Origin of the sequence: Profundicola chukchiensis (assembly GCF_029664245.1) — a bacterium.
GTDB classification, from domain to species: Bacteria; Bacteroidota; Bacteroidia; order Flavobacteriales; family Weeksellaceae; genus Profundicola; species Profundicola chukchiensis.
In genome coordinates this window covers 502,107-522,924 of sequence record NZ_JANAIE010000001.1, presented here as the reverse complement: position 1 = coordinate 522,924, position 20,818 = coordinate 502,107, and the positions used below count along the sequence as shown (strand labels likewise).

Annotated in this window: 23 protein-coding genes; 13 read left to right on the top strand and 10 right to left on the bottom strand. The window is 35.7% G+C overall.

The annotated features are described in order from the left end of the window. The 3 genes from NLM59_RS02265 to msrB all read left to right on the top strand — a co-directional run. On the top strand, positions 1-1,433 hold a 1,433-nt coding region (locus NLM59_RS02265; RefSeq protein ID WP_304416112.1), incomplete at its 5' end, for a T9SS type B sorting domain-containing protein. A 208-nt stretch (positions 1,434-1,641) separates the two neighbouring features. Beyond that, the gene (gene aroB, locus NLM59_RS02260; RefSeq protein WP_304416111.1) at positions 1,642-2,685 is read left to right on the top strand and encodes a 3-dehydroquinate synthase; all 1,044 of its coding nucleotides are present in this window, start codon (positions 1,642-1,644) and stop codon (positions 2,683-2,685) included. A 2-nt stretch (positions 2,686-2,687) separates the two neighbouring features. After that, the gene (gene msrB / locus NLM59_RS02255) at positions 2,688-3,212 is read left to right on the top strand and encodes a peptide-methionine (R)-S-oxide reductase MsrB (protein ID WP_407986200.1); all 525 of its coding nucleotides are present in this window, start codon (positions 2,688-2,690) and stop codon (positions 3,210-3,212) included. A gap of 239 nt (positions 3,213-3,451) precedes the next feature. Here the strand turns inward: msrB and fabG are convergent, their stop codons facing one another. Beyond that, positions 3,452-4,186, bottom strand: a complete 735-nt coding sequence (gene fabG, locus NLM59_RS02250) for a 3-oxoacyl-[acyl-carrier-protein] reductase (RefSeq protein ID WP_304416110.1) — start codon at positions 4,184-4,186, stop codon at positions 3,452-3,454. Positions 4,187-4,269: 83 nt separating this feature from the next. After that, positions 4,270-4,830 (bottom strand): hypothetical protein, encoded by a 561-nt coding sequence (locus tag NLM59_RS02245; protein WP_304416109.1) that lies wholly within the window; start codon positions 4,828-4,830, stop codon positions 4,270-4,272. 132 nt (positions 4,831-4,962) lie between these two features. Between NLM59_RS02245 and NLM59_RS02240 the strand changes: the two genes are divergently transcribed. From NLM59_RS02240 to miaA, 10 genes are all read left to right on the top strand, one after another. Continuing rightward, positions 4,963-5,925, top strand: a complete 963-nt coding sequence (locus NLM59_RS02240) for a YihY/virulence factor BrkB family protein (RefSeq protein WP_304416108.1) — start codon at positions 4,963-4,965, stop codon at positions 5,923-5,925. Further along, positions 5,922-6,509: an acyloxyacyl hydrolase gene (locus NLM59_RS02235; RefSeq protein ID WP_304416107.1), complete on the top strand. Its 588-nt coding sequence runs from the start codon at positions 5,922-5,924 to the stop codon at positions 6,507-6,509. The genes NLM59_RS02240 and NLM59_RS02235 overlap by 4 nt, the downstream gene beginning before the upstream one ends. A gap of 13 nt (positions 6,510-6,522) precedes the next feature. Beyond that, positions 6,523-6,708: a hypothetical protein gene (locus NLM59_RS02230; RefSeq protein WP_304416106.1), complete on the top strand. Its 186-nt coding sequence runs from the start codon at positions 6,523-6,525 to the stop codon at positions 6,706-6,708. 7 nt (positions 6,709-6,715) lie between these two features. Continuing rightward, the gene (locus tag NLM59_RS02225; protein ID WP_304416105.1) at positions 6,716-7,645 is read left to right on the top strand and encodes an SRPBCC family protein; all 930 of its coding nucleotides are present in this window, start codon (positions 6,716-6,718) and stop codon (positions 7,643-7,645) included. Positions 7,646-7,717: 72 nt separating this feature from the next. Continuing rightward, positions 7,718-8,356, top strand: a complete 639-nt coding sequence (locus NLM59_RS02220; RefSeq protein ID WP_304416104.1) for an NAD(P)H-dependent oxidoreductase — start codon at positions 7,718-7,720, stop codon at positions 8,354-8,356. Positions 8,357-8,508: 152 nt separating this feature from the next. Then, a complete protein-coding gene (locus tag NLM59_RS02215) occupies positions 8,509-9,813 on the top strand; it encodes a dicarboxylate/amino acid:cation symporter (protein ID WP_304416103.1) in 1,305 nt (434 codons plus the stop codon). A 68-nt stretch (positions 9,814-9,881) separates the two neighbouring features. After that, on the top strand, positions 9,882-10,469 hold the full coding sequence (locus NLM59_RS02210; RefSeq protein WP_304416102.1) for a thioredoxin family protein: 588 nt from the start codon (positions 9,882-9,884) through the stop codon (positions 10,467-10,469). Beyond that, on the top strand, positions 10,466-11,059 hold the full coding sequence (locus tag NLM59_RS02205; RefSeq protein ID WP_304416101.1) for a TlpA family protein disulfide reductase: 594 nt from the start codon (positions 10,466-10,468) through the stop codon (positions 11,057-11,059). The genes NLM59_RS02210 and NLM59_RS02205 overlap by 4 nt, the downstream gene beginning before the upstream one ends. A gap of 49 nt (positions 11,060-11,108) precedes the next feature. After that, positions 11,109-11,444: a YkvA family protein gene (locus tag NLM59_RS02200; RefSeq protein ID WP_304416100.1), complete on the top strand. Its 336-nt coding sequence runs from the start codon at positions 11,109-11,111 to the stop codon at positions 11,442-11,444. 84 nt (positions 11,445-11,528) lie between these two features. Beyond that, complete coding sequence (gene miaA, locus NLM59_RS02195) at positions 11,529-12,449, top strand: tRNA (adenosine(37)-N6)-dimethylallyltransferase MiaA (protein WP_304416099.1); 921 nt, start codon at positions 11,529-11,531, stop codon at positions 12,447-12,449. Here miaA and NLM59_RS02190 read toward each other — a convergent pair. From NLM59_RS02190 to NLM59_RS02155, 8 genes are all read right to left on the bottom strand, one after another. Further along, positions 12,438-12,770, bottom strand: a complete 333-nt coding sequence (locus NLM59_RS02190; protein WP_304416098.1) for a tRNA-binding protein — start codon at positions 12,768-12,770, stop codon at positions 12,438-12,440. The two genes, miaA and NLM59_RS02190, sit on opposite strands and share 12 nt — an antisense overlap. Positions 12,771-12,791: 21 nt before the next feature. After that, the gene (locus tag NLM59_RS02185; RefSeq protein ID WP_304416097.1) at positions 12,792-14,075 is read right to left on the bottom strand and encodes a DUF819 family protein; all 1,284 of its coding nucleotides are present in this window, start codon (positions 14,073-14,075) and stop codon (positions 12,792-12,794) included. Between the two features lie 82 nt (positions 14,076-14,157). Next, on the bottom strand, positions 14,158-16,260 hold the full coding sequence (gene recG, locus NLM59_RS02180) for an ATP-dependent DNA helicase RecG (protein WP_304416096.1): 2,103 nt from the start codon (positions 16,258-16,260) through the stop codon (positions 14,158-14,160). 104 nt (positions 16,261-16,364) lie between these two features. Next, positions 16,365-16,964 (bottom strand): acyl carrier protein phosphodiesterase, encoded by a 600-nt coding sequence (locus NLM59_RS02175; RefSeq protein ID WP_304416095.1) that lies wholly within the window; start codon positions 16,962-16,964, stop codon positions 16,365-16,367. Between the two features lie 164 nt (positions 16,965-17,128). Next, complete coding sequence (locus NLM59_RS02170) at positions 17,129-18,313, bottom strand: aspartate aminotransferase family protein (protein ID WP_304416094.1); 1,185 nt, start codon at positions 18,311-18,313, stop codon at positions 17,129-17,131. A 7-nt stretch (positions 18,314-18,320) separates the two neighbouring features. Next, a complete protein-coding gene (locus tag NLM59_RS02165) occupies positions 18,321-18,635 on the bottom strand; it encodes a hypothetical protein (RefSeq protein ID WP_304416093.1) in 315 nt (104 codons plus the stop codon). Positions 18,636-18,766: 131 nt separating this feature from the next. Next, positions 18,767-20,062: a glycosyltransferase gene (locus NLM59_RS02160; RefSeq protein WP_304416092.1), complete on the bottom strand. Its 1,296-nt coding sequence runs from the start codon at positions 20,060-20,062 to the stop codon at positions 18,767-18,769. 73 nt (positions 20,063-20,135) lie between these two features. Next, complete coding sequence (locus NLM59_RS02155; protein ID WP_304416091.1) at positions 20,136-20,645, bottom strand: hypothetical protein; 510 nt, start codon at positions 20,643-20,645, stop codon at positions 20,136-20,138. Positions 20,646-20,818 lie beyond the last annotated feature (173 nt).

The window sequence follows — 20,818 nt, the reverse complement described above, 5'->3', positions numbered from 1 at the left end:
GTGTTGATGGAACATGGTCAATGAATCAAGTTGATGATGTTTATACTTATACATTCACACCAACAGATTCTTGTTATAATGAGTTTAGCTTCACTGTAACTGTTAGTGATTCAGTTGACACTGTATTTACTTACACAGATAGTGCAGTATGTAATGCTGCAGAACTTCCAGAAGTTTCAACTTTAGACTCTCAAGACAATAACGGTGTAGCTGGAACTTGGGCAGTTGATCAGGTTGATGATGTTTACACTTACACCTTCACGCCAACAGATACTTGTTACAATGAGTTTGCTTTCACGGTAACTGTGACGGATTCTGTCGCTACCATATTTGACTACACGGATTCTTCAGTTTGTGATGTAGCGGATCTTCCAATGGTTGATAATTTACAAGAAGCTGACAACAACGGGGTAGCTGGAACTTGGACAGTTGCTCAAACAGGCGATGATTATACCTATACATTCACGCCATCTGGAGGCTGTTATAATGAATTTAGCTTCATGGTAACTGTTAGTGGTTCAGTTGATACTGTATTTGATTATATAGACTCATCAGTCTGCGATGCTGCAGAACTTCCAATGGTTTCAAACTTAAACCCACAAGACAATAACGGTGTTGATGGAACATGGTCAGTTAGTCAAGTTGATGATGTTTATACTTACACGTTCACGCCGACAGATACTTGTTATAATGAGTTTAGTTTTGATGTAAATATTATTGATGCTCAGGAGGTTAGTTTTAATAATTTACCAACTTCTAGTGTTTGCGATACAGCTGATTTACCACGTATTACCGATTTGCCACGCACTTCTATTGAAGGCGCAACGGGTACATGGATGCAAACCAACAACGGCAACCAAACTTATACCTATGAATTCACACTCGACGAAAATCAAAATTGTTATATAGGCACAAGTTTCACGGTACAAATCACGGATTCTTTAACGCCTGAATTCAGTTTCGAGCACACTTATTGTCAGAACTCGTCGCCAGCATCCTTGCCACAAACATCTGACAATGGCATCAGCGGACAGTGGTTGCCGGCGGTTATCAATACCGCCTTCACCAACATGCGCCTATACACTTTTGTGCCTCACGAGGGCCAGTGTGCGAGCAGTGTTGAGGTCATGATTGAGATTATAGATTGCCCGGATGAGGACATCGAATTGAACATTCCGAACGTGATTACACCCAACAACGATGGTATGAACGACACCTGGTTTGTCGATGGGCTTATCGAGGCTTATCCGAACGCGCAGTTGGAGATTTACAACCGCTACAACAAACTTTTATATCAAGGAATTGGCGCCGAAAACTGTGAGTGGAATGGAACTTACGCCGGTCGTGCATTGCCTTCTGGTAGCTATTGGTACCTTCTCAAGCTTGCCGACGGAAACGTTAAAACAGGTCACATCAGCATTATTTATCCATAGGGCAGCGGACGGGCTTTTCATTACAATTCCTCGCGGCTATGCCTACAAATAATCTCGTGGCAGGAGTTTCATGTTCATTTCACTCTGCCACTTCCTTATTTGTTGAGGCATGGCCGCTGCGGGATTTCCATTTCAATCCCTGCTGCGAGCTCCGCGCTTAGTAATTTCGTTCTAAATCTAATTTTAGTATTTTTGATTAAAATCTGCTATGAAACAAGCTCTCGTATATTTCGAAAATGCATTTTCTCAACTTAATGAGTTTATCCAAAATCATTCTGATAGAAAGATCATGTTTTTGGTTGACGAAAATACCCATGAATATTGCTTACCTATTTTATTAGCCGAACTTCCGGAAATTCAGGACATGGAAATTATCGAGATTCCATCGGGAGAAGATTCAAAATCTATCGAAATCGCCACTCAAGTTTGGATAAGCCTAAGTGAGCTAGGAGCAGATCGAAATTCAATTATCATCAATTGTGGAGGAGGAGTAGTCACAGATTTTGGAGGATTTGTCGCTTCTACTTTTAAGAGAGGCGTAAAGTTTATCAATGTACCCACGAGCTTATTGTCTATGGTGGATGCGTCGGTGGGAGCAAAAACAGGGATTAACTTAAATCACTTAAAGAATCAAATCGGAACTTTCACTCAACCTGAAATGGTTGTTATAAATCCAGATTTTCTACTGACTTTGCCTGAAAAGGAAATGCTTTCAGGTTTTGCTGAAATGCTTAAACATGGTTTAATTCAAGATGTAAATCATTGGAATCAATTAAAAGAAATTCCAACATTAAGTTCAGAGAATCTGGCGCCATTAATTCAAGCCTCTGTTGAAATTAAAAAAGCCGTGGTTGAACAAGATCCAACGGAAAAAGGTTTAAGAAAAATTTTAAATGCAGGCCACACAATCGGTCATGCGTTGGAATCCTATTATCTACACCATCAAATTCAAATCACACATGGTGAAGCAGTGGCATTAGGTCTGGTGTTAGAGAGTTATATCGCTGTGATGAAAAAGCAGTTAAGCTTAAATGATTTTGAAGAAATTAAATCGGTCATCGACAAGTTCTATGCTAAAGTTGATTTACCAAAAGCGGAACAAATATTGCCCTTATTAATGCACGATAAAAAGAATGTTGGAAAAGAAATTCAGTGTGTTTTATTAGACAAAATTGGTTTCTGTAATCCGGAGCCTGTCAGTATTAGCATCTCAGAAGTGGATCTAGCTTTTGATTTTTATCGAAATAATTAATCATGAAAACTAACTACATTTATCTTGTGCTCTTATTTTTTATGATGAGCTTAAATGCTTGTCAGAGTCAAGAAAGTCCACAAAAAGAACAAACAAAAAAAGAAAATATCATGTCAAATAAAGAATTTAAAGTTATAAAGTCAGAAGAGGAATGGAAACAAAGCCTTTCTGACGAAGAATATTTCGTGTTGCGTCAAGCCGGAACCGAGCGTCCACACACCGGAAAGTATAATATGCATTTCGAGGAAGGAATTTACTTATGCAATGCATGTAAAGAGCCTTTGTTCGAGTCGGATACTAAGTTCGATGCACATTGTGGATGGCCAAGTTTCGATAAAGCTATCAAAGGAAAAGTAGTTGAAAAACTAGATAGATCTCACGGAATGACACGTATGGAGATCCTTTGCGCAAGCTGTGGATCACATTTAGGTCACGTGTTCAATGATGGGCCTACTGAAACTGGTTTACGCTATTGTATGAACTCTGTGTCATTAGACTTTGAAGAAGCTAATGAGACGGAAGACTAAATGTTTTTTCGTCTTTAGTATTTTGCTTTTGTAAGAAAGGAAAAGCGTAACAACAGCGAACTTGATATCAAGTATTTATTGGATTATTTAGTTCAACACCAAAAAGTAAATCCACAGGAATTTGTCACTTCCGTTGAATTTGGCAACGAAATAGGAAATTCGAGTGGATTTACCTTGATTAAAAATTATGAATTGACCTTGAATTAGGTCAATTCTTATTTATCTTATCTTATCTATAATTACATGTGCATTCCTCCGTCTACACTTATTACTTGTCCAGTAACATAAGAAGATAAATCAGAGCCTAAGAATAAACATGCATTAGCGATGTCTTCTGGAGTTCCACCACGTTTTAACGGGATAGAATTTCTCCATTCGTCAACTACTTTTTCGTCTAATTTAGCCGTCATTTCAGTTTCAATAAAACCTGGAGCTACAACATTACAACGAATATTTCTTGAACCTAATTCTTGTGCAACGGATTTAGAGAAACCAATTAAACCAGCTTTTGATGCAGCGTAGTTAGCCTGTCCTGCATTTCCAGTGATTCCAACAATAGAGCTCATGTTGATGATAGAACCTTTTCTTTGTTTCAACATTGGGCGTAAAACAGCCTTTGTTAAGTTAAAAGCAGAATCCAAGTTCACTTGAATCACTTTTTGCCAATCTTCGTGGCTCATTCTCATTAATAAGTTGTCTTTTGTGATTCCAGCATTGTTGATAACGATATCAATTTGTCCAAAATCTTCTAAAACTTGGTTTACCAATTCTTGTGCAGCATCAAAATCTCCTGCATCTGATTGATAACCTTTTACGCCTTCAAATTCTTTTTCTATCGCTTTAGCTGCTTCGGCCGAAGAGGCATAGGTAAATGCTACTTTAGCGCCATTTGCAACAAAAGTTTCTAATATTCCTTTTCCGATTCCTCGTGTTGCTCCTGTAATAATAGCAACTTTTCCTTCTAGTAAATTCATGTAGTCATGTGTTAAAAAGTAAAGATATAAAATGCGTTCTAAGTTGCAATAACTTAGGATTAAATGATTTTTGGATTTTGTATCTAGTTTTTGGCTTTTAGGCTCTTTTCAAACTGTTGAAAGTCGTCTTTGTATTGTTCGTAAGCTTCTGGAGTTTTATAATAAAAACCAGTAATGATGCTTCCGTTAGGATAAGCTTTTTCTTTAAACTCTCTTATATAACCTATTTGTTGATTTAAGTTCAATTTCCAAGTGGTAATAAGTGTATCGCCAACTTGAGTTGTTTCTTTTTCAATACGTTCATTCGGGAAAATAATGTCATTCGGTCTTTTGTTTCCCGTAGTGGCATAAGCATAAAACTGCACCAAACTATCTGCTGAAGTGAAAAAATAACTATCATATTGATTGAGATCTTCTCCTGAACCAACCGATGGTTTTGCCATAAATTCCAATGGAACTTTGGCTTCAAATGCAGCACCCGAAAAATTTTCAGAAGTCAATTTTTTAGATTCTGTTAGTTTGGTTTCTACGGGTAAGGGTTGTGCTAATTCTGTTTCACTATTTGAATTCTCTGTGTTAGCACTTTCTTTTGTGCAGGAAATAATGCTTAGAATAAGAAATAAAGAGATTAAAACTTTCTTCATGAATGCTGTTTCGTTTAAAAGATTAAAATTACACTAAATATTGAAATCAGATAATTTATATAGCTATATTAAAGTATGAAGTCATCCTCATGACAAGAATTAATTCTATTTTAGCATAAAATTTTAGAAACCATGTCAGTACAGAAAATTCTAAAAGATAGTTTCAACATTGCCAAGGCAACTATGAATGCTTTTTTTGAAGACAGAGTTTTTAAATTAAGCGCTTCATTAGCCTATTATACGGTATTGGCTATTTCACCTATCTTAATGATTATCATTTCAGTGGCCAGTATGTTGTATAAAAAGGACGCGATTGAGAATAAAATTTATACAGAATTAAATGGTTTGATCGGACATGATTTGGCGCAAGAAGTGCAACAATTTGTTATTAATTCTTCCTTAACGGGTAAAAGTGATATTGCATTAATTACCGGTTTGGTGGTGCTGTTTGTGGCTTCAACGGCTGTTTTTGCAGAAGTTCAAGATAGTCTTAACTTTATTTGGCAGGTGAAAGCAAAGCCTAAAAATGGTTGGTTAAAGATTCTGAGAGATAGGGTTTTATCTTTTTCTATCATCGTTTCTTTGTCATTTATCTTATTGGTTTCCATGTTGTTGAATACGATTGTAAGAAGATTTGGGCATTTTTTTATAGAACTCTTTATGGAGTATGATGTCACCTTCGATGTCTTTTTCTTCTATATTAATAAGGTCGTCAGTATTATGGTCACCGTTGCGGTTTTTACGCTTATGTTCAAGGTGTTACCTGATGTAAAACTGAGATGGAAACATGCGATGGCAGGAGGGATCTTCACTTCTATATTGTTCTCATTAGGTCAAATTGGAATTGGATATTATTTACAGCAATTTCAGCCAGGATTAAACTTTGGTTCTGCCGGCTCTATTATTGCGCTCTTGGTTTGGGTTTATTATACCTCAATCATCGTATATTTGGGCGCTGAGTTTACACAAGTTTATGCCGAGAAATATGGCGGTGGAATTCAGCCGAGCGAACATGCTGTTTATTTAAAAGTTATAGAGCAGGAGAAGAATGTGGATGTTTTGCCAAAGCAACATCCGAACGAAACTAATGAATGAGGAATTTCTATTTAATTTTTATCCTAAGCTTATTTAATATGGTTCAAGCCCAAAATGATATATACGTGGGTGTATCATATGGGACGAGCGATATTTTTAGAAAAGACGATGCTAGTCATTATAATTACAAGAACACCGAATTTGGAGTTTTTGCGATAAAAGATTTTGCGTGGAAATCAAATGCAGATAAAAGCATCAAAAAACATTGGTTTCTGCAACCTAAAATAAATTATGGTCAATATACTTTCTTGGTGGATGATCACGAACAAGACATTTACAGAGCGAGTTTAGGCGGTGGAATTAAATTCGAAAAAGAGTTGCGAAAACTGGCTCTACATGCGAGATTTGGTTTAAATGCAGGTTATCAATCGGGTTATTATCAGCGTTTAGAAAAGGGAGTTTACTTTGCCGAAAAATTAAATTTAGGGCTTGGATTTAATCTAAATCCTAGAATGAAAAGTTTCATAGATATCGGCGCTATGCATATTTCAAATGCTAATTTTTATCCCTTAAACAGAGGTTTAGAGGTCTTTTTTATTGAATTGGGGATTCAAATTCCTAACAAAAAAATAGAAAAATTTTAATACATTAGTCTAAATGAGCGATCTATTAAGCAATAAATATTTTCAATTGGTCATTGCTTTGGTCATCATTGGTTTGTTGATTTACCGAATGATGAATTTTGAAGATCAGTTGACAGATTATATCCGAATTGGCGCACTTTCCTTCGCTCTGCTTATTGCTTTGCCAAGATTGATTAAGCGCTTCAGAGATGAAAACTAAGTAAAGCATGCAAAAGTATATTCGACCAATTTCTGTAATTACTAGCCTTCTTATTGTGGGAGTGCTAGGTTATTTATCCATAGAAGTTTTAGGAAATTATGGTTGGACTGTATTTTTAATTTCTCCTTTTTTAACAGGTTTTATTCCGGTTTATTGGGTTAGTAGGTCGTCTAAAATGGATTTAACGGGAAGCTACCTACTAGGTTTATCTACTTTGTTGTTGGCGGCACTTGGTTTATTAGTTTTTGCAATTGAAGGTTTGGTTTGCATTATTATGGGACTGCCAATATTTGTTCTGTGTAATATGCTCGGAGCTTATCTCGGATTTAAGTTAAATCAAAAGAAGTGGTTGCAAACTAAAACTTTAGGACTTATTTTAATTTTGATTTCAATATCAACTTTGAGTTTTGACTATGTTAACGAACCCAAAGACTTAATTCCTGTTAGAACTTCAGTCATTGTTCATGCGCCTATAGACGAGGTTTGGGAAAATGTTGTGACTTTTGATAAGATTGAAGAACCCACCGATTGGTTATTTAAAACAGGAATTTCTTATCCAACCGATGCAACCATAGAAGGTCACGGAGTAGGAGCGATTAGATATTGTAATTTTACTACCGGCAGTTTTGTTGAGCCTATCACAACTTGGAATGCACCAACTTTATTACAATTTGATGTTGCTAAACAACCCACTCCAATGAATGAGTTTAATCCATTTTGGGATGTAGCTCCAAAGCATCTAGACGGTTATTTTGTTTCTCACAAAGGTCAGTTTAAGTTAAATAAAATCGATGATAACACAACGGAATTAGAAGGAACCACTTGGTATACAGTGGATATAACACCAGAGCTTTATTGGAAAACTTGGTCAGATTTTATTATTCATAGAATCCATAAACGTGTTTTGAATCACATTAAGTTGGAATCTGAAGGTTAAGTTTTGCTATTTGTAGACTAAAATAGATAGCATTAATTTTAATATCCTTTTACAATTAGTAATTTTGCAGCTATGGAATATAATTCATTGCTAGAGGCTTTAGAATGGCGCTATGCCACTAATATATTTGATGAAACTCAAATTATTGAGGAAGAAGTTTTGCAAGATATTTTAAAAGCAGGAAATCTAACGGCCACTGCTTTTGGGGCACAAGCTTATCAATTGATTTTATTGGAAGGTAAACAATGGAGAGAAAGGCTTGAATCTGCTACATTCAATCAAAAAAATGTACAAACTTGTAGTCATCTTTTGGTGTTGGCGCATCGCACAGATTTAGATTCAGCTTATATTAAAGAACATGCCGCTTATATGGAGCAAGTTCGTGGATTAGAAGAAGGTGCATTAGCTGGTTATGAAAGAGGTTTCGTGAATTTCTTAAAAGCCTTAGACGAGGATAAGAAAAATCATTGGTTGGCTAAGCAGGTATATATTGTAATTGGTAATTTAATGACTGCCTGTGCATTACATGCTGTTGATGCTTGTCCTATGGAAGGTTTTAATGCTAAATTAGTAGATGAAATTTTGGGGCTAGAGGAGAAGAACTTAAATTCAGTTTTAATGTTACCTATGGGTTACCGATCTGAGGAGGATAAATATGCCCGTACAGAAAAAGTTAGAAAACCATTGGATGAGATGGTAATTCGAATGTAATCGACTTAAAATTTTTAAATTTATTAGTAATATATATAGTCCATTCATAATGAGTGAATTATTTGTTTTAAGGCTGTGTATAAGTCTTAATTCTTAATACAGGGTTTTCTTTTTATTTCATAGATTCTTATTATATTCGAGAAATTTTCGATATGAAAAAACTCGGTCTACATTGGCAGATACTAATTGGTATGGTGCTAGGTATATTATTTGGATTTTTTGCCGCAGAAATGAATTGGAATCAATTCGTTATTGATTGGATTAAACCCTTCGGAACTGTTTTTATTAATTTATTGAAAATGATTGCAGTGCCGTTAATCATAGTTTCTCTGATTACGGGAATTGCTGAATTAAAGGACATTTCCAAAATCTCTAAAATGGGAGGTAAGACCATCGGGTTTTATTTAATGACTACTGTTGTAGCCGTTACGATAGGTTTAACGCTTGCAAATATCATCCAACCAGGAACATTTATAGATGAAGCTTCAAGAGATCAATTGATGGCTCAATACGCTTCAGATGCTGGCGGGAAAATTTTAGAGGCCGAAAGTCAAAAAGAACAAGGGCCATTACAACCTTTAGTGGATATTGTTCCAGATAATTTCTTTAAATCTCTTACGGACAACGGAAAAATGTTGCAGGTGATTTTCTTTACCATTTTGGTAGGAATTGGATTGATTTTAATTCCCGAAGAAAAAGCACGACCTGTTACACAATTCTTTTCGGGTTTAAATGAGGTGATTCTTAAAATCATTGATATTATCATGTTGATAGCACCGATTGGTGTATTTGCTTTATTAGCAGCAATTTTGGTAGAAATTCCGAGTTTTTCTGTTCTCCAAGCCTTATTAGTTTATGCCTTAACGGTGTTAGCAGGTTTAGCTGTTTTGATATTTGTGATTTATTCTTTAATGGTTTCCATTATAACCAAACATAGTTACTTTGACTTTTTAAAGGCGATTGCTCCGGCGCAATTAGTTGCGTTTTCTACAAGTTCTAGTGCGGCAACACTTCCAGTGACCATGGAGAGAGTGACAGAGCATCTAGGTGTAGATGAGGAAGTTGCAAGTTTTGTTTTACCATTGGGTGCTACGATTAATATGGATGGTACAAGTTTGTATCAAGCTGTAGCGGCTATATTTATTGCTCAAGCTTTTGGAATGCAATTAGACTTAGCAACGCAAATTATGATTGTTTTGACCGCAACTTTAGCTTCCATTGGATCTGCAGCGGTTCCAAGTGCAGGAATGGTGATGTTGGTAATTGTTTTAGGTCAAGCAGGAATTCCAGAAGCTGGTTTAGCATTAATTTTTGCTATTGATAGACCTCTAGATATGTGTAGAACAGTAGTTAACGTAACATCAGACGCCATGGTTTCTACCTTAATCGCTAAATCAGAAGGTCAATTATTAGTACCTGATGTAAAAGAATGGGATGACAACTATCCTAAAAAATAAGTTAATGTAATTTATATTACATATCATTCCCTGCAAAGGGCTTAAATTTACAACTTGAAAAATTAATTATGCAGTCAAATACAGTAGATTTGAAATCTTATGCCGAGAAAGGTATCAGTTTTGAAACATATTATAAAGAAGTTAAAGAAGTAGCTGGAAAAGATGAGAATGAGGTAGATTTTCATTCTTATTATGTCTTAAACGCTCAAAGAATGGATCGTTTGCAGAAAAAAATTACTTTAAGCGATCAACAAAAAGAGAGATTATCTAAAATTAATAGAAAAATCACTTTCCTTATTATTACAGAAGGTTGGTGTGGAGATGCTGCTCAAAGTTTGCCAGTAGTGCAGAAAATTGTAGAAGCCTCTGATAATTTAGACGCTAGATTGGTTTATAGAGATGAGAATCCAGATTTAATGGATGCTTACTTAACCAATGGTGGTAAATCTATTCCAATTGTGATTGGTATGGACTCAGCAACCGGTGAACATATCTTCAGATGGGGACCAAGACCTGAATTTGGAAATGCTCTGTTAAAGAAGTTTAAAGCCGAAGAAATTACAAAAGAAGAATTTCAATTAGAATTACAAAAAGCATATAACAAAGATAAAGGCGCTGCCATTGTCGATGAATTATTATCAAAATTAGAATCATGAAGCTAAAAAATCTATTTTACTTTGTCTTAATTGTTTCATTTTTAAGCGCTTGTAAAGAAGAGTCTAAGGTGGAAACAACTACCACCGAGGAGGCTAAAAAAGAGCAAGTTATTGAAGGTGTTAAAGCAACACCGGTTAAAAAAGAAGATAAAGCAGCAACTACGTCATCAACAGGAGCTCCATCTTATATGGATATTGAATTAAAGGGTTATGGTGTGCCAGACGCTAATGTTCAAGATTTCCATGGTAAAGTTGTTTTTGTGAATCACTGGGGAAGCTGGTGTCCTCCATGTAGAATGGAAATGCCAAGTATTCAAAGTTTATACGACGACTATGGAGATAAAGTTGAATTCGTGATGATTGCGATGGAGAAAAGACAAGGAGCTCATGTTCCTTATATCGAGAAAGAAGGTTATACTTTCCCTGTTTATACGGCTCTTTCTCCTATTGTAACTGAAATGAAGCCTAGAGCCTTCCCTACAACGATTATTTTAGACAAGCAAGGACAGATTAGAATTAGCGATGTAGGAGCCAAGGATTGGAACGCTCCACAAGTACGTGAATTGTTAGACGAACTGCTTGCACAGTAAGACTCTAGGATTTGGAATAATATTTGGTTATATAGTATAAAACTAAGCTATGAGCAGATTATCAATGATAACCAACTTTTGGAGAAATAAAAAAGAATACGAAAGCGTGTTTACACGTGAAAAATTAATGGCATATACGAGAATGATTCCTTTAATGTTTAAAGGAAAATATAAACCTAAGAAGAAAAGAAATTTATTTTTAGGAGTTGCAGCTCTTGCCTATATCATTTCACCCTTAGACATCGTTCCAGAGCTTTTACTAGGTCCTTTTGGTCTATTAGACGACTTTGCAATTCTTTTATTCGCCATCAGAAGGTTAGACAAAGAGGTTGTAAACTTCCTATTGTGGGAGGAGCAACAAAGCAATATTATCTATATTGACTAATTATAACCCATAAATAAGAAACAAGAATCCTGTGAATTTTCACAGGATTTTTTTTGAATTTAATTTAAATCCTACATTTGCTTTATGTCGAATAAAAAATATCTGATTGTAATTGTAGGGCCAACTGCGATTGGTAAAACGTCCATGGCGATTGAAGTAGCAAAGCATTTCAATACCGAGATTCTTTCGTCGGATAGTCGTCAATTCTACAAAGAAATGCAAATTGGTACGGCAGTTCCTTCCCAAGAGGAATTATCCGCTGTTAAACATCATTTTATTCAACATTTAAGCGTACATCAAGCTTATTCGGTAGGCGACTTCGAAAGAGATGCAATCGCCTTTATAGATGATTATTTTAAAACCCATAACACTTTGGTGATGGTTGGTGGTTCTGGGTTGTATGAAAAAGCCGTTACTCAAGGTTTAGATGAGTTTCCTGAAGTAGATTCTGAGATTAGAAAGCAACTAAATGATGAGTTAGATTTAAAAGGTTTAACTGAATTGCAAGAAGAGTTAAAAGAGGCTGATCCTTCTTATTACGAAGAAATTGATTTAGAAAATCCACATAGAGTCATTCGAGCTTTAGAAATTATAAGAGGAACTGGTAAACCATTTTCATCCTTTTTATCTAAAAATTCTAAGCAAAGAAACTTCGAAATTATTAAGATTGGACTCACTTTAGAACGTTCAGAAATCTATGATCGTATCAATAGACGAGTTGATTTAATGATGGAAGAAGGTCTATTGGAAGAGGTTAAAAATCTATATAGTTTAAATCAATTAAATGCTTTAAATACAGTTGGTTATTCTGAGTTATTTAACTATTTAGATGAAGTGTGGGATTTAGAATTTGCAGTTTCTGAAATCAAGAAAAATACACGTAGATTTGCTAAACGTCAGCTGACTTGGTATCGAAAAGACGAGCAATTAACTTGGTTTAATCCCAAGGAAAAACAAGAAGTGATTGAGTTTATAGAAAAGCAAATCAACGCATCAACCAACTAAATCTCCATTGTCCACTTTTTTATCTGGTGTCATTAAAACCACATTTCCATGGGTGTCATAAATTCCCATAACTAAACATTCTGAAATGAAATTAGCAATCTGTTTAGGAGGGAAGTTTAATACAGCAATGATTTGCTTTCCTATTAAATCTTCTTTGTTGTAATGCGCTGTAATTTGTGCCGATGAATTCTTAACGCCGAACTTGCCAAAATCTATTTTAAGTTGATAGGCAGGTTTTCTCGCCTTAGGAAAATCATTAACTTCAATGATGGTCCCAACATGCATTTTTACTTTTTCAAAGTCTGACCAAGAGATTTCCATAAATGTTGATTTTTAAATTCTTTAACCTACCGCAACCATTTCCATTAGGATAGCACAGAATAAAGCTCCATAAGTACCCAGAGCATAGCCTAAAACAGCCATTAAAACACCTACTGAGGCAAGGCTAGGGTTGAAGGCGGATGCAACAATCGGAGCGCTCGCAGCTCCTCCTACATTCGCTTGACTTCCTACGGCCACGAAGAAGAACGGAGCTCTGATGAGTTTAGCGGTGATTAATAGGATAATCACATGTACTAACATCCATGTAAGACCAATTACGAACAAACCAATGTTGTCTTTTTGAAATATTTGCTCTAAATCCATCTTCATACCGATGGTGGCTACTAAAACATAAATGAAAATAGAACCCCAGCGTGTTGCGCCAATTCCTTCTAGTTTTCTTGCCTTGGTAAATGATAAAAGCAAACCTACTGTGGTGGAAATAATCACCAACCAAAAGAAACTACTGGTCAGGGATTGTAGGTTCATGGAAACCAAGGTTTCATTGTGGCTTTCCATGAAAGGCGAGATTACATCCGCACCCCAATGCGCTAAGGCAACTCCACCGAAAGCAACTGCCATTAAAGTAAAGGTTTCTACAGTCGTTGGTATTTTCATTACAGAAGCTTGATAGTCTTCCATTCGTTTTTCTAAGTCTAAAATAGCTGAATTATCTGCATTTAAGAGCTTATTGGCTTTGTCTCTAATGTTGGCTCCGTAAAGTAAAAAGCCCATCCAGATATTCGCTACAATCACGTCCACCACGATCATTATACCGAAGATGTTGTCCGAAACTTCAAACACTTCTTTCATCGCAGTTTGGTTAGCACCTCCACCAATCCAACTTCCTGCAATGGTCGACATTCCACGCCAAAGTTCGTCAAGCGTTATATTTCCTGGAATTAAACTCGGAAAAACATATTCAATTACTAAAAGTGAAACAGGTCCACCAATAACAATTCCCAAAGTACCGGCTAGGAACATGATAATTGCTTTTGGTCCTAAACGCATAATTCCCTTAAAATCAATACCTAAACATAGGAGAGTTAAAGCGGCAGGTAAAAGAAAGCGAGATGCAACGAAATATAAATTAGAAACTTCTCCATCCACCAATCCTAGTGGCCACTTGAGTAAAGCTGGTAAAAAATAACACAATAACAGGGCGGGAACGTAAGTAAAGAATTTTTCCCAAAACTTTTTACCTGAGGATTCTAAGTAAAAAATACCTGCTAAAACGGCCATTAATAAGCCTAAAACAATCGCGTCATTTTCAAAAAATGGTGCAGCTTTTTCTAATTCTTCCATGAAAGCGAATATAAAAAAAGATTTTATAGCTAAAAGTAGAATTTAATAAGTTTAATCAACAAATACGCGAGAAAGCTTGTGATTAACTAATCAAAGCCCAGCTCAATTGTTTTTTATGAAATGCATCAAAGAATGCTCTGATGTGCTGATTGCTAGGGTGTGAAAGGCTTGGGTCTGTTTCTATAAGCCATTCTGCGGCATTTTTAGCTGCTAAGAAAATAGGTTTGTCTGCTTTTAAATCTGCAATTTTAAAGTCAAGTAAACCACTTTGTTGAGTTCCCATAACATTCCCTGGTCCGCGTAATTCTAAGTCTACTTCGGCAATTCTAAATCCATCATTGGTTTCGCACATGGTGGAAACTCTTTTGAAGGCAACCTCATTCAATTTATCAGCTGTCATCAGAATGCAATAACTCTGCTCGGCGCCTCTACCTACGCGACCTCGTAATTGGTGTAATTGTGATAATCCAAATTTCTCTGAGCTTTCAATTACCATGATAGAAGCATTGGGAACGTTGACGCCCACTTCGATAACCGTAGTTGCGACCATGATTTGGGTTTCTCCTTTCACGAATCGCTGCATTTCATACTCTTTGTCAGTGGGTTTCATTTGTCCGTGAACAATGCTAACGGCATATTCGGGTAGGGGAAAAGCGCGTGTAATGCTCTCGTAGCCATCCATTAAGTCCTTGTAGTCCATTTTATCTGATTCTTCAATCAATGGATAAACAATATAAGCTTGTCGGCCTTTTTGGATTTCGTCTTTAATGAATTTGAAAACAACTAAGCGGTCTTTGTCCTTTCTGTGAACGGTTTTTATGGGTTTTCTTCCGGCAGGTAGCTCATCAATTACGGTGGCGTCTAAATCTCCATAAATGGTCATTGCTAAGGTCCTTGGAATAGGTGTTGCCGTCATAACCAAGATGTGAGGCGGTCGCTTGCCTTTGCGCCATAATTTTGCACGTTGGGCTACACCAAATCTATGCTGCTCGTCGATGATGGCCAATCCTAAATTTTTGAATTGAACCTTGTCCTCAATCAAGGCGTGTGTGCCAACCAGCATATCTAATTCTCCGCTTTCTAATTGTTCGTGTATAATTTTTCTGGCTGATTTAGGCGTGCTACCAGTTAGTAATGCGATATTGAGCCCGATTTTGTCTGCTTCTTCCTTTAAGCCATTGTAATGCTGTTGCGCAAGAATTTCAGTTGGAGCCATCAATAGAGATTGAAAACCATTGTCGGCGGCGATAAGTATGCTCAAAAAGGCTACGATAGTCTTTCCGCTTCCTACATCACCTTGAAGAAGTCGATTCATTTGAACTTCTTTTCCTAAATCTGCTCGAATTTCCTTAACCGCACGTTTTTGAGCATTAGTTAGCTCAAATCCTAAATGATTTTTATAGAAATCATTGAAATAATTTCCAATTTGAGTAAAAGCAAATGATTTGAAGCTTCGCTTTCCATGCGCTTTTTGTGCTTGTAATGATAAATGTAGGAAAAAGAATTCCTCAAACTTTAGGCGTTTTCTTGCGGCTTCTAAAGCTTCAGTTGAATCTGGAAAATGAATGTTTTTAAAAGCTGCTTTTCTGGAAGTTAAACCATATTTACGGCATAATTCCTCAGAAAGATTTTCTTTGATGTAATTTCCAACTTGAATCCAAACTTCAGCTTGCATCTTCTGCCAAACCCTCGTGTTGATGCCTCGTTTTAGAGCTTTTTCGGTGTTACTATATACCGGAAGAAGTCCGTTGCTGCTTTTTTCTGAAGATTCTTCTTCAATTTCTGGGTGGGTAAAGCTAAGTTTGTTGTTAAATAGGTTGGGTTTTCCATAGATGGTGATAGGTTTTTGAATTAAAGACCTAAATTTCTCTACTTGCCATTTTGTGGTGCGAAACCAAACTAGCTCAACCTCGCCGGTGTCATCGATGAAATTCCCGACTAATCTCTTTTTTCTTCCTTCACCCACTTCTCTAAGCGATGTGATTTTTCCTTTTATCTGAATTTCAGTTGCTGTTGAAGTGACTTCTGAGATTCTATAAAACTTAGTTCGATCGACATAGCGAAAGGGGAAATGATATAGTAAATCTCTGAATCTGAAAATCCCAAATTCCGACCGAAGAATTTCGGCTCGTTGCGGACCAACGCCTTTTAAATATTCTATGGAAAGTAAAAGTGGATTCTTCACCTTACAAATATAAAGAGAATGATTTAGATGATTTTAATGCTGAATATAATTGTATTTAATTTATTGAACAACAATTAAATATATAGTTTATTTAAACAATGTATTTAAGCTGTAGTAGTATTATCAATTCCTAGGAATTCCTCACAAGCTTGAACGATGTCTGGCATAAACTTTAGAAAATCCTCTTCAAATTGAGCCTCATTTAAATATAGATCTCTCACTGCCATATGCATATTATTTTCAAAAGTAGTTCGAGAACTCATATTGCTTAAAGTGATTTCAAGACCTTCATATGTGCTGTATTTTTCAAACCAATCGTATTTAATTAAGGCTTGGGTAAACTTTAATAGCTTAGGAGGGTATAAATGTTCTGAATCCTGTAAAATGCGATAACAATTGTCTTTAAACTCCTCAAAAGTTTGCTGAGAAAATAGATGCCAATTCTTGATGAGTAAAAAATCATAGTAAACATCCACAATAATAGGCGAGAACTTGCTGTAATTCTTGTGAAGTTTAGATGTGCTATTTTTTACCATGTCATGCGAATCAGAAAAACTGTCGATAAAACGATGCAGTAGAATTCCTTTTTGTAAATCGTCTGGATATTCCTCGTGTTTTTTGCCTTTAACAATTTCGCCCAAGTGATTTCCTACTTGCCAAGCAGGATTATCAAATGACAATAATTGATGCATTACTAGATTCATAAGTTAAAGGTAGTGAAATGTATTTGGAATAGCTCTTATGCGTTTGTTTCTTATGTATCAAGAATGAAAATTAAATTTTATGATAATTCTATTTATAATTCAATTAGGTGAATATCAATTGTAAAGCATGCTTACTTAAATATAAATTTTAATGTTGTTAAAAATTAAATTGTATCTAAAACCTCATTAATAATGGCGCATCCTTTTCTAATTTCTTCCTCTGAAATAGTCAGTGGAGGTGTTATGCGCAAAAATTGTGTTTCATAGAGTAACCAGAAAACAATTAAACCTCTGTCCATACATTTTTTGGCAACATCTAAAGTTAATTCTGCAGAGGCTAGTTCAGGAGCAAGCATTAATCCTTTACCAGGGAAGGATAAAATCTTAGGATGATCTAAGAGTTCTCTAAAGAGTTTTTCTTTCTCTAAGGTCTGTGGAATTAAATCCGTAGTTGTAATTTCTTCTAAAACTGCTAACGCTGAAGCTGCTACAACAGGATTTCCTCCAAAAGTTGTGATATGACCCAACTTAGGGTTAGCTTGAAGATGTTTCATGTGCTCATAAGAAGCAGTGAAAGCTCCAATCGGCATTCCGCCACCCATTCCTTTACCCATCACGAGAATGTCTGGAATAGCATCGTAATGCTCGAAAGCGAATAAGCTTCCTGTTCTACCAAAACCAGGTTGAATTTCATCTAAAATCAACAGAGCGCCAACTTCGTCGCAACGTTTTCTTACAGCTTTTAACCAACCATCTTTAGGTTGAATAAAACCAGCGGCACCTTGGATGCTTTCTAGGATAATACCAGCGGTTTTGGTAGTTATTTTTTCAATATCATCGAAATTATTGAATTCAATAAAATCTACATTAGGTAATAAGGGTCTAAAAGCTCTTTTGAAATCTTCATTTCCGGAAACCGATAGAGCTCCATGCGTATTCCCATGATAGGCCATTCTAGCAGAAATAATCTGATTTCTACCAGTTACGCGTTTAGCTAACTTAATAGAGCCGTCAATTGCTTCTGCGCCAGAATTCACTAAATAGGTGGTGTCTAAAGGGGCTGGAAGTAATTCAGCTAATTTCTTACAAAGTTGAACTGGTTTTTCTTGAGCATACTCACCATATACCATCACATGCAAATGCTTGTCGATTTGTTCGCGTAAAGCATCTAAAATCTTAGGATGACTATGACCTAAAGTGTTAGCAGAAACTCCAGAAGCAAAGTCTAAATAGGCTTTACCGTCTTTACCATAAATATAACTGCCTTTAGCGTGTGAAACCTCAAAAGCGGATGCAAATGCGGTTGTTTGCGCTTGATAGCGATAAAAATCTTCTTGTAAATGAGACATTTTAAGATTACTGTGTTAAGAAAAATATTAAACCTAATACGCCTGCATATGCACCAACGGTAAGTGCGTCTGATCTTCCTCGAGAGAATACGCGATGATTCACCGTTGAGATATCATTTTTGTGAAATTTCATTTCTTGATCTTCCTTCAAATTCACGTGAGCTACTAAGGAATCTCCTTGCCATTGCACTGCTTTGATTTTGTATTCTTCGCCTTGTGATGAAATGGTGTAGAATTTATCTTTTTGTAATTGTTCCTTCAAAGTAGGTAATTCTTCGTCTTCGGCTACTTCTAGCGGGCGATAGACATAGCAACTACTCAAAAAAATGCAAATTAATATTAGGAATGAAAACTTCATGTATTAGAAAATTTGGACTAAAAGTAATTAATATATTTCGAAATTAAACTTGAATCGAGCTAATTTATCTGATTCAAAGACGAAATTTAATGATTTTAAAGATTATCAATTAATTTTAAAAATTGAAAAGCAGCATTTTTTCTAGAATAAGTCGAAATATTGAATTTCTTATTTCGATTTAATAAGTGATTTTGATATTCATGAAATAAAATCCTCAAAACACTTAACATTTCTTCTTTGTCGTCTCTATTAATAACCACTCCCGCGGATAAATCATTCAAGAGTTGGGCAATATCTGAATCTTTCTTGCCAATACACATGATAACTCTTTCGGCGGCAAGATATTCAAAGAATTTTCCGGGGATAATGCCATTTTCATTGGCTGTTTGATTGATTAAAAGCAATAAAACCTGAGATTCTTGTAAGGCCTCTACGGCTTTCTGATGCTCTAAATAGGCTACATATTCCGTTTTTGATTCCAGTAATGGATGTTCTGCAATATTTTCTCTGACTTCGGGTGCAATTGAACCTATGAGTCTTAATCTAAAGTCATTATAAAACTCTTGATTTTCACAAAGTTGATTTAAAGCTGTCCATAAATTTTTAGGATTGCGATCAGCATTTAAAGAACCGATGTAGGTAAGCACAAAATCGTCAGAAGGATGATGCTTTTCTACAAAATCTTCTTTATCGAAGCCGTTATAAATCACCTCTACCTTACGATTACCTAATTTACCTAAATCCTTTGCCCAAGTAGGAGAGACGGTAGTTACAGCATCTGCCTTTAGAAGAACTTGCTTTTCTTGCGACTGATGTTTTTTTAGTGCCCAAGATTGTAAGGGTAATTTATCGAAATAGTCTATAGCTGTCCATGGATCACGAAAATCTGCTATCCATTTTATATCTGGAAATGTGTTTTTTAGTTTCAATGCGATCATGTGCATAGAGTGTGGTGGTCCTGTGCTAATGATTACATCTTGGGGATTTTCTTGTAAATAATTTTTAAGAAATTTATAGGAAGGTTGAATCCATCCTGAACGCGCATCTGGTATAAATAAATTGGCTCTGACCCAAAGAGAGATTTTAGATAAAAGAGATTGTTTGCTTTCGTCTTCAATCATTCCTTTTTGGTAATTCTTATTCTTGGGATTGATTTTTTTAGCTAAAGCATAAGGTTCTCTAATGGGTAAACTGATGCTTTTAATTTGCTCAGGGACTTCCTTATTAAGACTAGGGTCGGAGATGGGGTAATCAGCATTCTTGGGGTGGTAAACGCTTAACTCTACCTGTTCGGCTATTACTTTACTCATTTTTAGCCATCGTTGTACACCAGCACCACCAGCGGGAGGCCAATAATAGGATGTAAGTAAAACTTTTTTTGCCTTAGACATTAGGCTAAGTTAGTAAATAAGAAGATGAGCATTCAAATTTAACAGCTTATTTTTGTGTTAATGCAACTGGAATTTAATGAACTTCAAAGGTGTCCATAATCAACTCCATATCGTGTGCATAACTTGCAAATTCACTTTCAGCAGCGGTAAAGGTTAATACATATGCCTTATGATTCACTAAATAATAGTGTTGCAAGTATTTTAAATCCTTATTGTCTGCCCTGCTTGTATAAATAACTCTTTGGTATTGTGTGCCATCGTCTTCTTCTACCAGTTTACTCTCCATCAATTCGCCGCCAACACTTGCGATTTGACCTTCAGAAAGCTCAACATAATCTTGAAGACTCAAATTTAAGGTCGTAACATCTTGCACCATTAAATTTAAATTTTCAATAAAGTCATCGTTTCCACTCTTTAATTCTGTGAAAAGTAGAAACTCTACACCATCCACCTCTACTAATTCAAGATTAGAAGGATAAGATAGGCTATAATCTTCCGTTTCAATGGTAATTTGATCATCTGTCTTACAGCTGATAATCAGTTGTATAAAAACCAAACAAACTAGGATAAACTTAAGTTGCATTTTTAAATATTTTCATTCTCGCATTAAGCAGCGGGCAAAGGTATATAATCTTTCTTGACTAAGTATCATGTTTTGTTTTACTTTAAGTTTAACTAACTTAAAAACAGTTATTTAACATGCTTAATGAACTTGATAAAAATGAGCTTAGACAATAAGATTAAGGTATTTTAAAA

Coding starts and splice junctions, on each gene's coding strand:
- NLM59_RS02190 (WP_304416098.1), bottom strand. CDS start 12,770: ATGGAAATCTCTTGGTCAGACTTTGAAAAAGTAAAAATGCATGTTGGG.
- miaA (WP_304416099.1), top strand. CDS start 11,529: ATGTCGAATAAAAAATATCTGATTGTAATTGTAGGGCCAACTGCGATT.
- NLM59_RS02210 (WP_304416102.1), top strand. CDS start 9,882: ATGCAGTCAAATACAGTAGATTTGAAATCTTATGCCGAGAAAGGTATC.
- aroB (WP_304416111.1), top strand. CDS start 1,642: ATGAAACAAGCTCTCGTATATTTCGAAAATGCATTTTCTCAACTTAAT.
- NLM59_RS02155 (WP_304416091.1), bottom strand. CDS start 20,645: ATGCAACTTAAGTTTATCCTAGTTTGTTTGGTTTTTATACAACTGATT.
- fabG (WP_304416110.1), bottom strand. CDS start 4,186: ATGAATTTACTAGAAGGAAAAGTTGCTATTATTACAGGAGCAACACGA.
- NLM59_RS02175 (WP_304416095.1), bottom strand. CDS start 16,964: ATGAATCTAGTAATGCATCAATTATTGTCATTTGATAATCCTGCTTGG.
- NLM59_RS02235 (WP_304416107.1), top strand. CDS start 5,922: ATGAGGAATTTCTATTTAATTTTTATCCTAAGCTTATTTAATATGGTT.
- NLM59_RS02205 (WP_304416101.1), top strand. CDS start 10,466: ATGAAGCTAAAAAATCTATTTTACTTTGTCTTAATTGTTTCATTTTTA.
- msrB (WP_407986200.1), top strand. CDS start 2,688: ATGAAAACTAACTACATTTATCTTGTGCTCTTATTTTTTATGATGAGC.
- NLM59_RS02230 (WP_304416106.1), top strand. CDS start 6,523: ATGAGCGATCTATTAAGCAATAAATATTTTCAATTGGTCATTGCTTTG.
- NLM59_RS02170 (WP_304416094.1), bottom strand. CDS start 18,313: ATGTCTCATTTACAAGAAGATTTTTATCGCTATCAAGCGCAAACAACC.
- NLM59_RS02200 (WP_304416100.1), top strand. CDS start 11,109: ATGAGCAGATTATCAATGATAACCAACTTTTGGAGAAATAAAAAAGAA.
- NLM59_RS02240 (WP_304416108.1), top strand. CDS start 4,963: ATGTCAGTACAGAAAATTCTAAAAGATAGTTTCAACATTGCCAAGGCA.
- NLM59_RS02215 (WP_304416103.1), top strand. CDS start 8,509: ATGAAAAAACTCGGTCTACATTGGCAGATACTAATTGGTATGGTGCTA.
- NLM59_RS02225 (WP_304416105.1), top strand. CDS start 6,716: ATGCAAAAGTATATTCGACCAATTTCTGTAATTACTAGCCTTCTTATT.
- NLM59_RS02245 (WP_304416109.1), bottom strand. CDS start 4,830: ATGAAGAAAGTTTTAATCTCTTTATTTCTTATTCTAAGCATTATTTCC.
- NLM59_RS02220 (WP_304416104.1), top strand. CDS start 7,718: ATGGAATATAATTCATTGCTAGAGGCTTTAGAATGGCGCTATGCCACT.
- NLM59_RS02160 (WP_304416092.1), bottom strand. CDS start 20,062: ATGTCTAAGGCAAAAAAAGTTTTACTTACATCCTATTATTGGCCTCCC.
- NLM59_RS02185 (WP_304416097.1), bottom strand. CDS start 14,075: ATGGAAGAATTAGAAAAAGCTGCACCATTTTTTGAAAATGACGCGATT.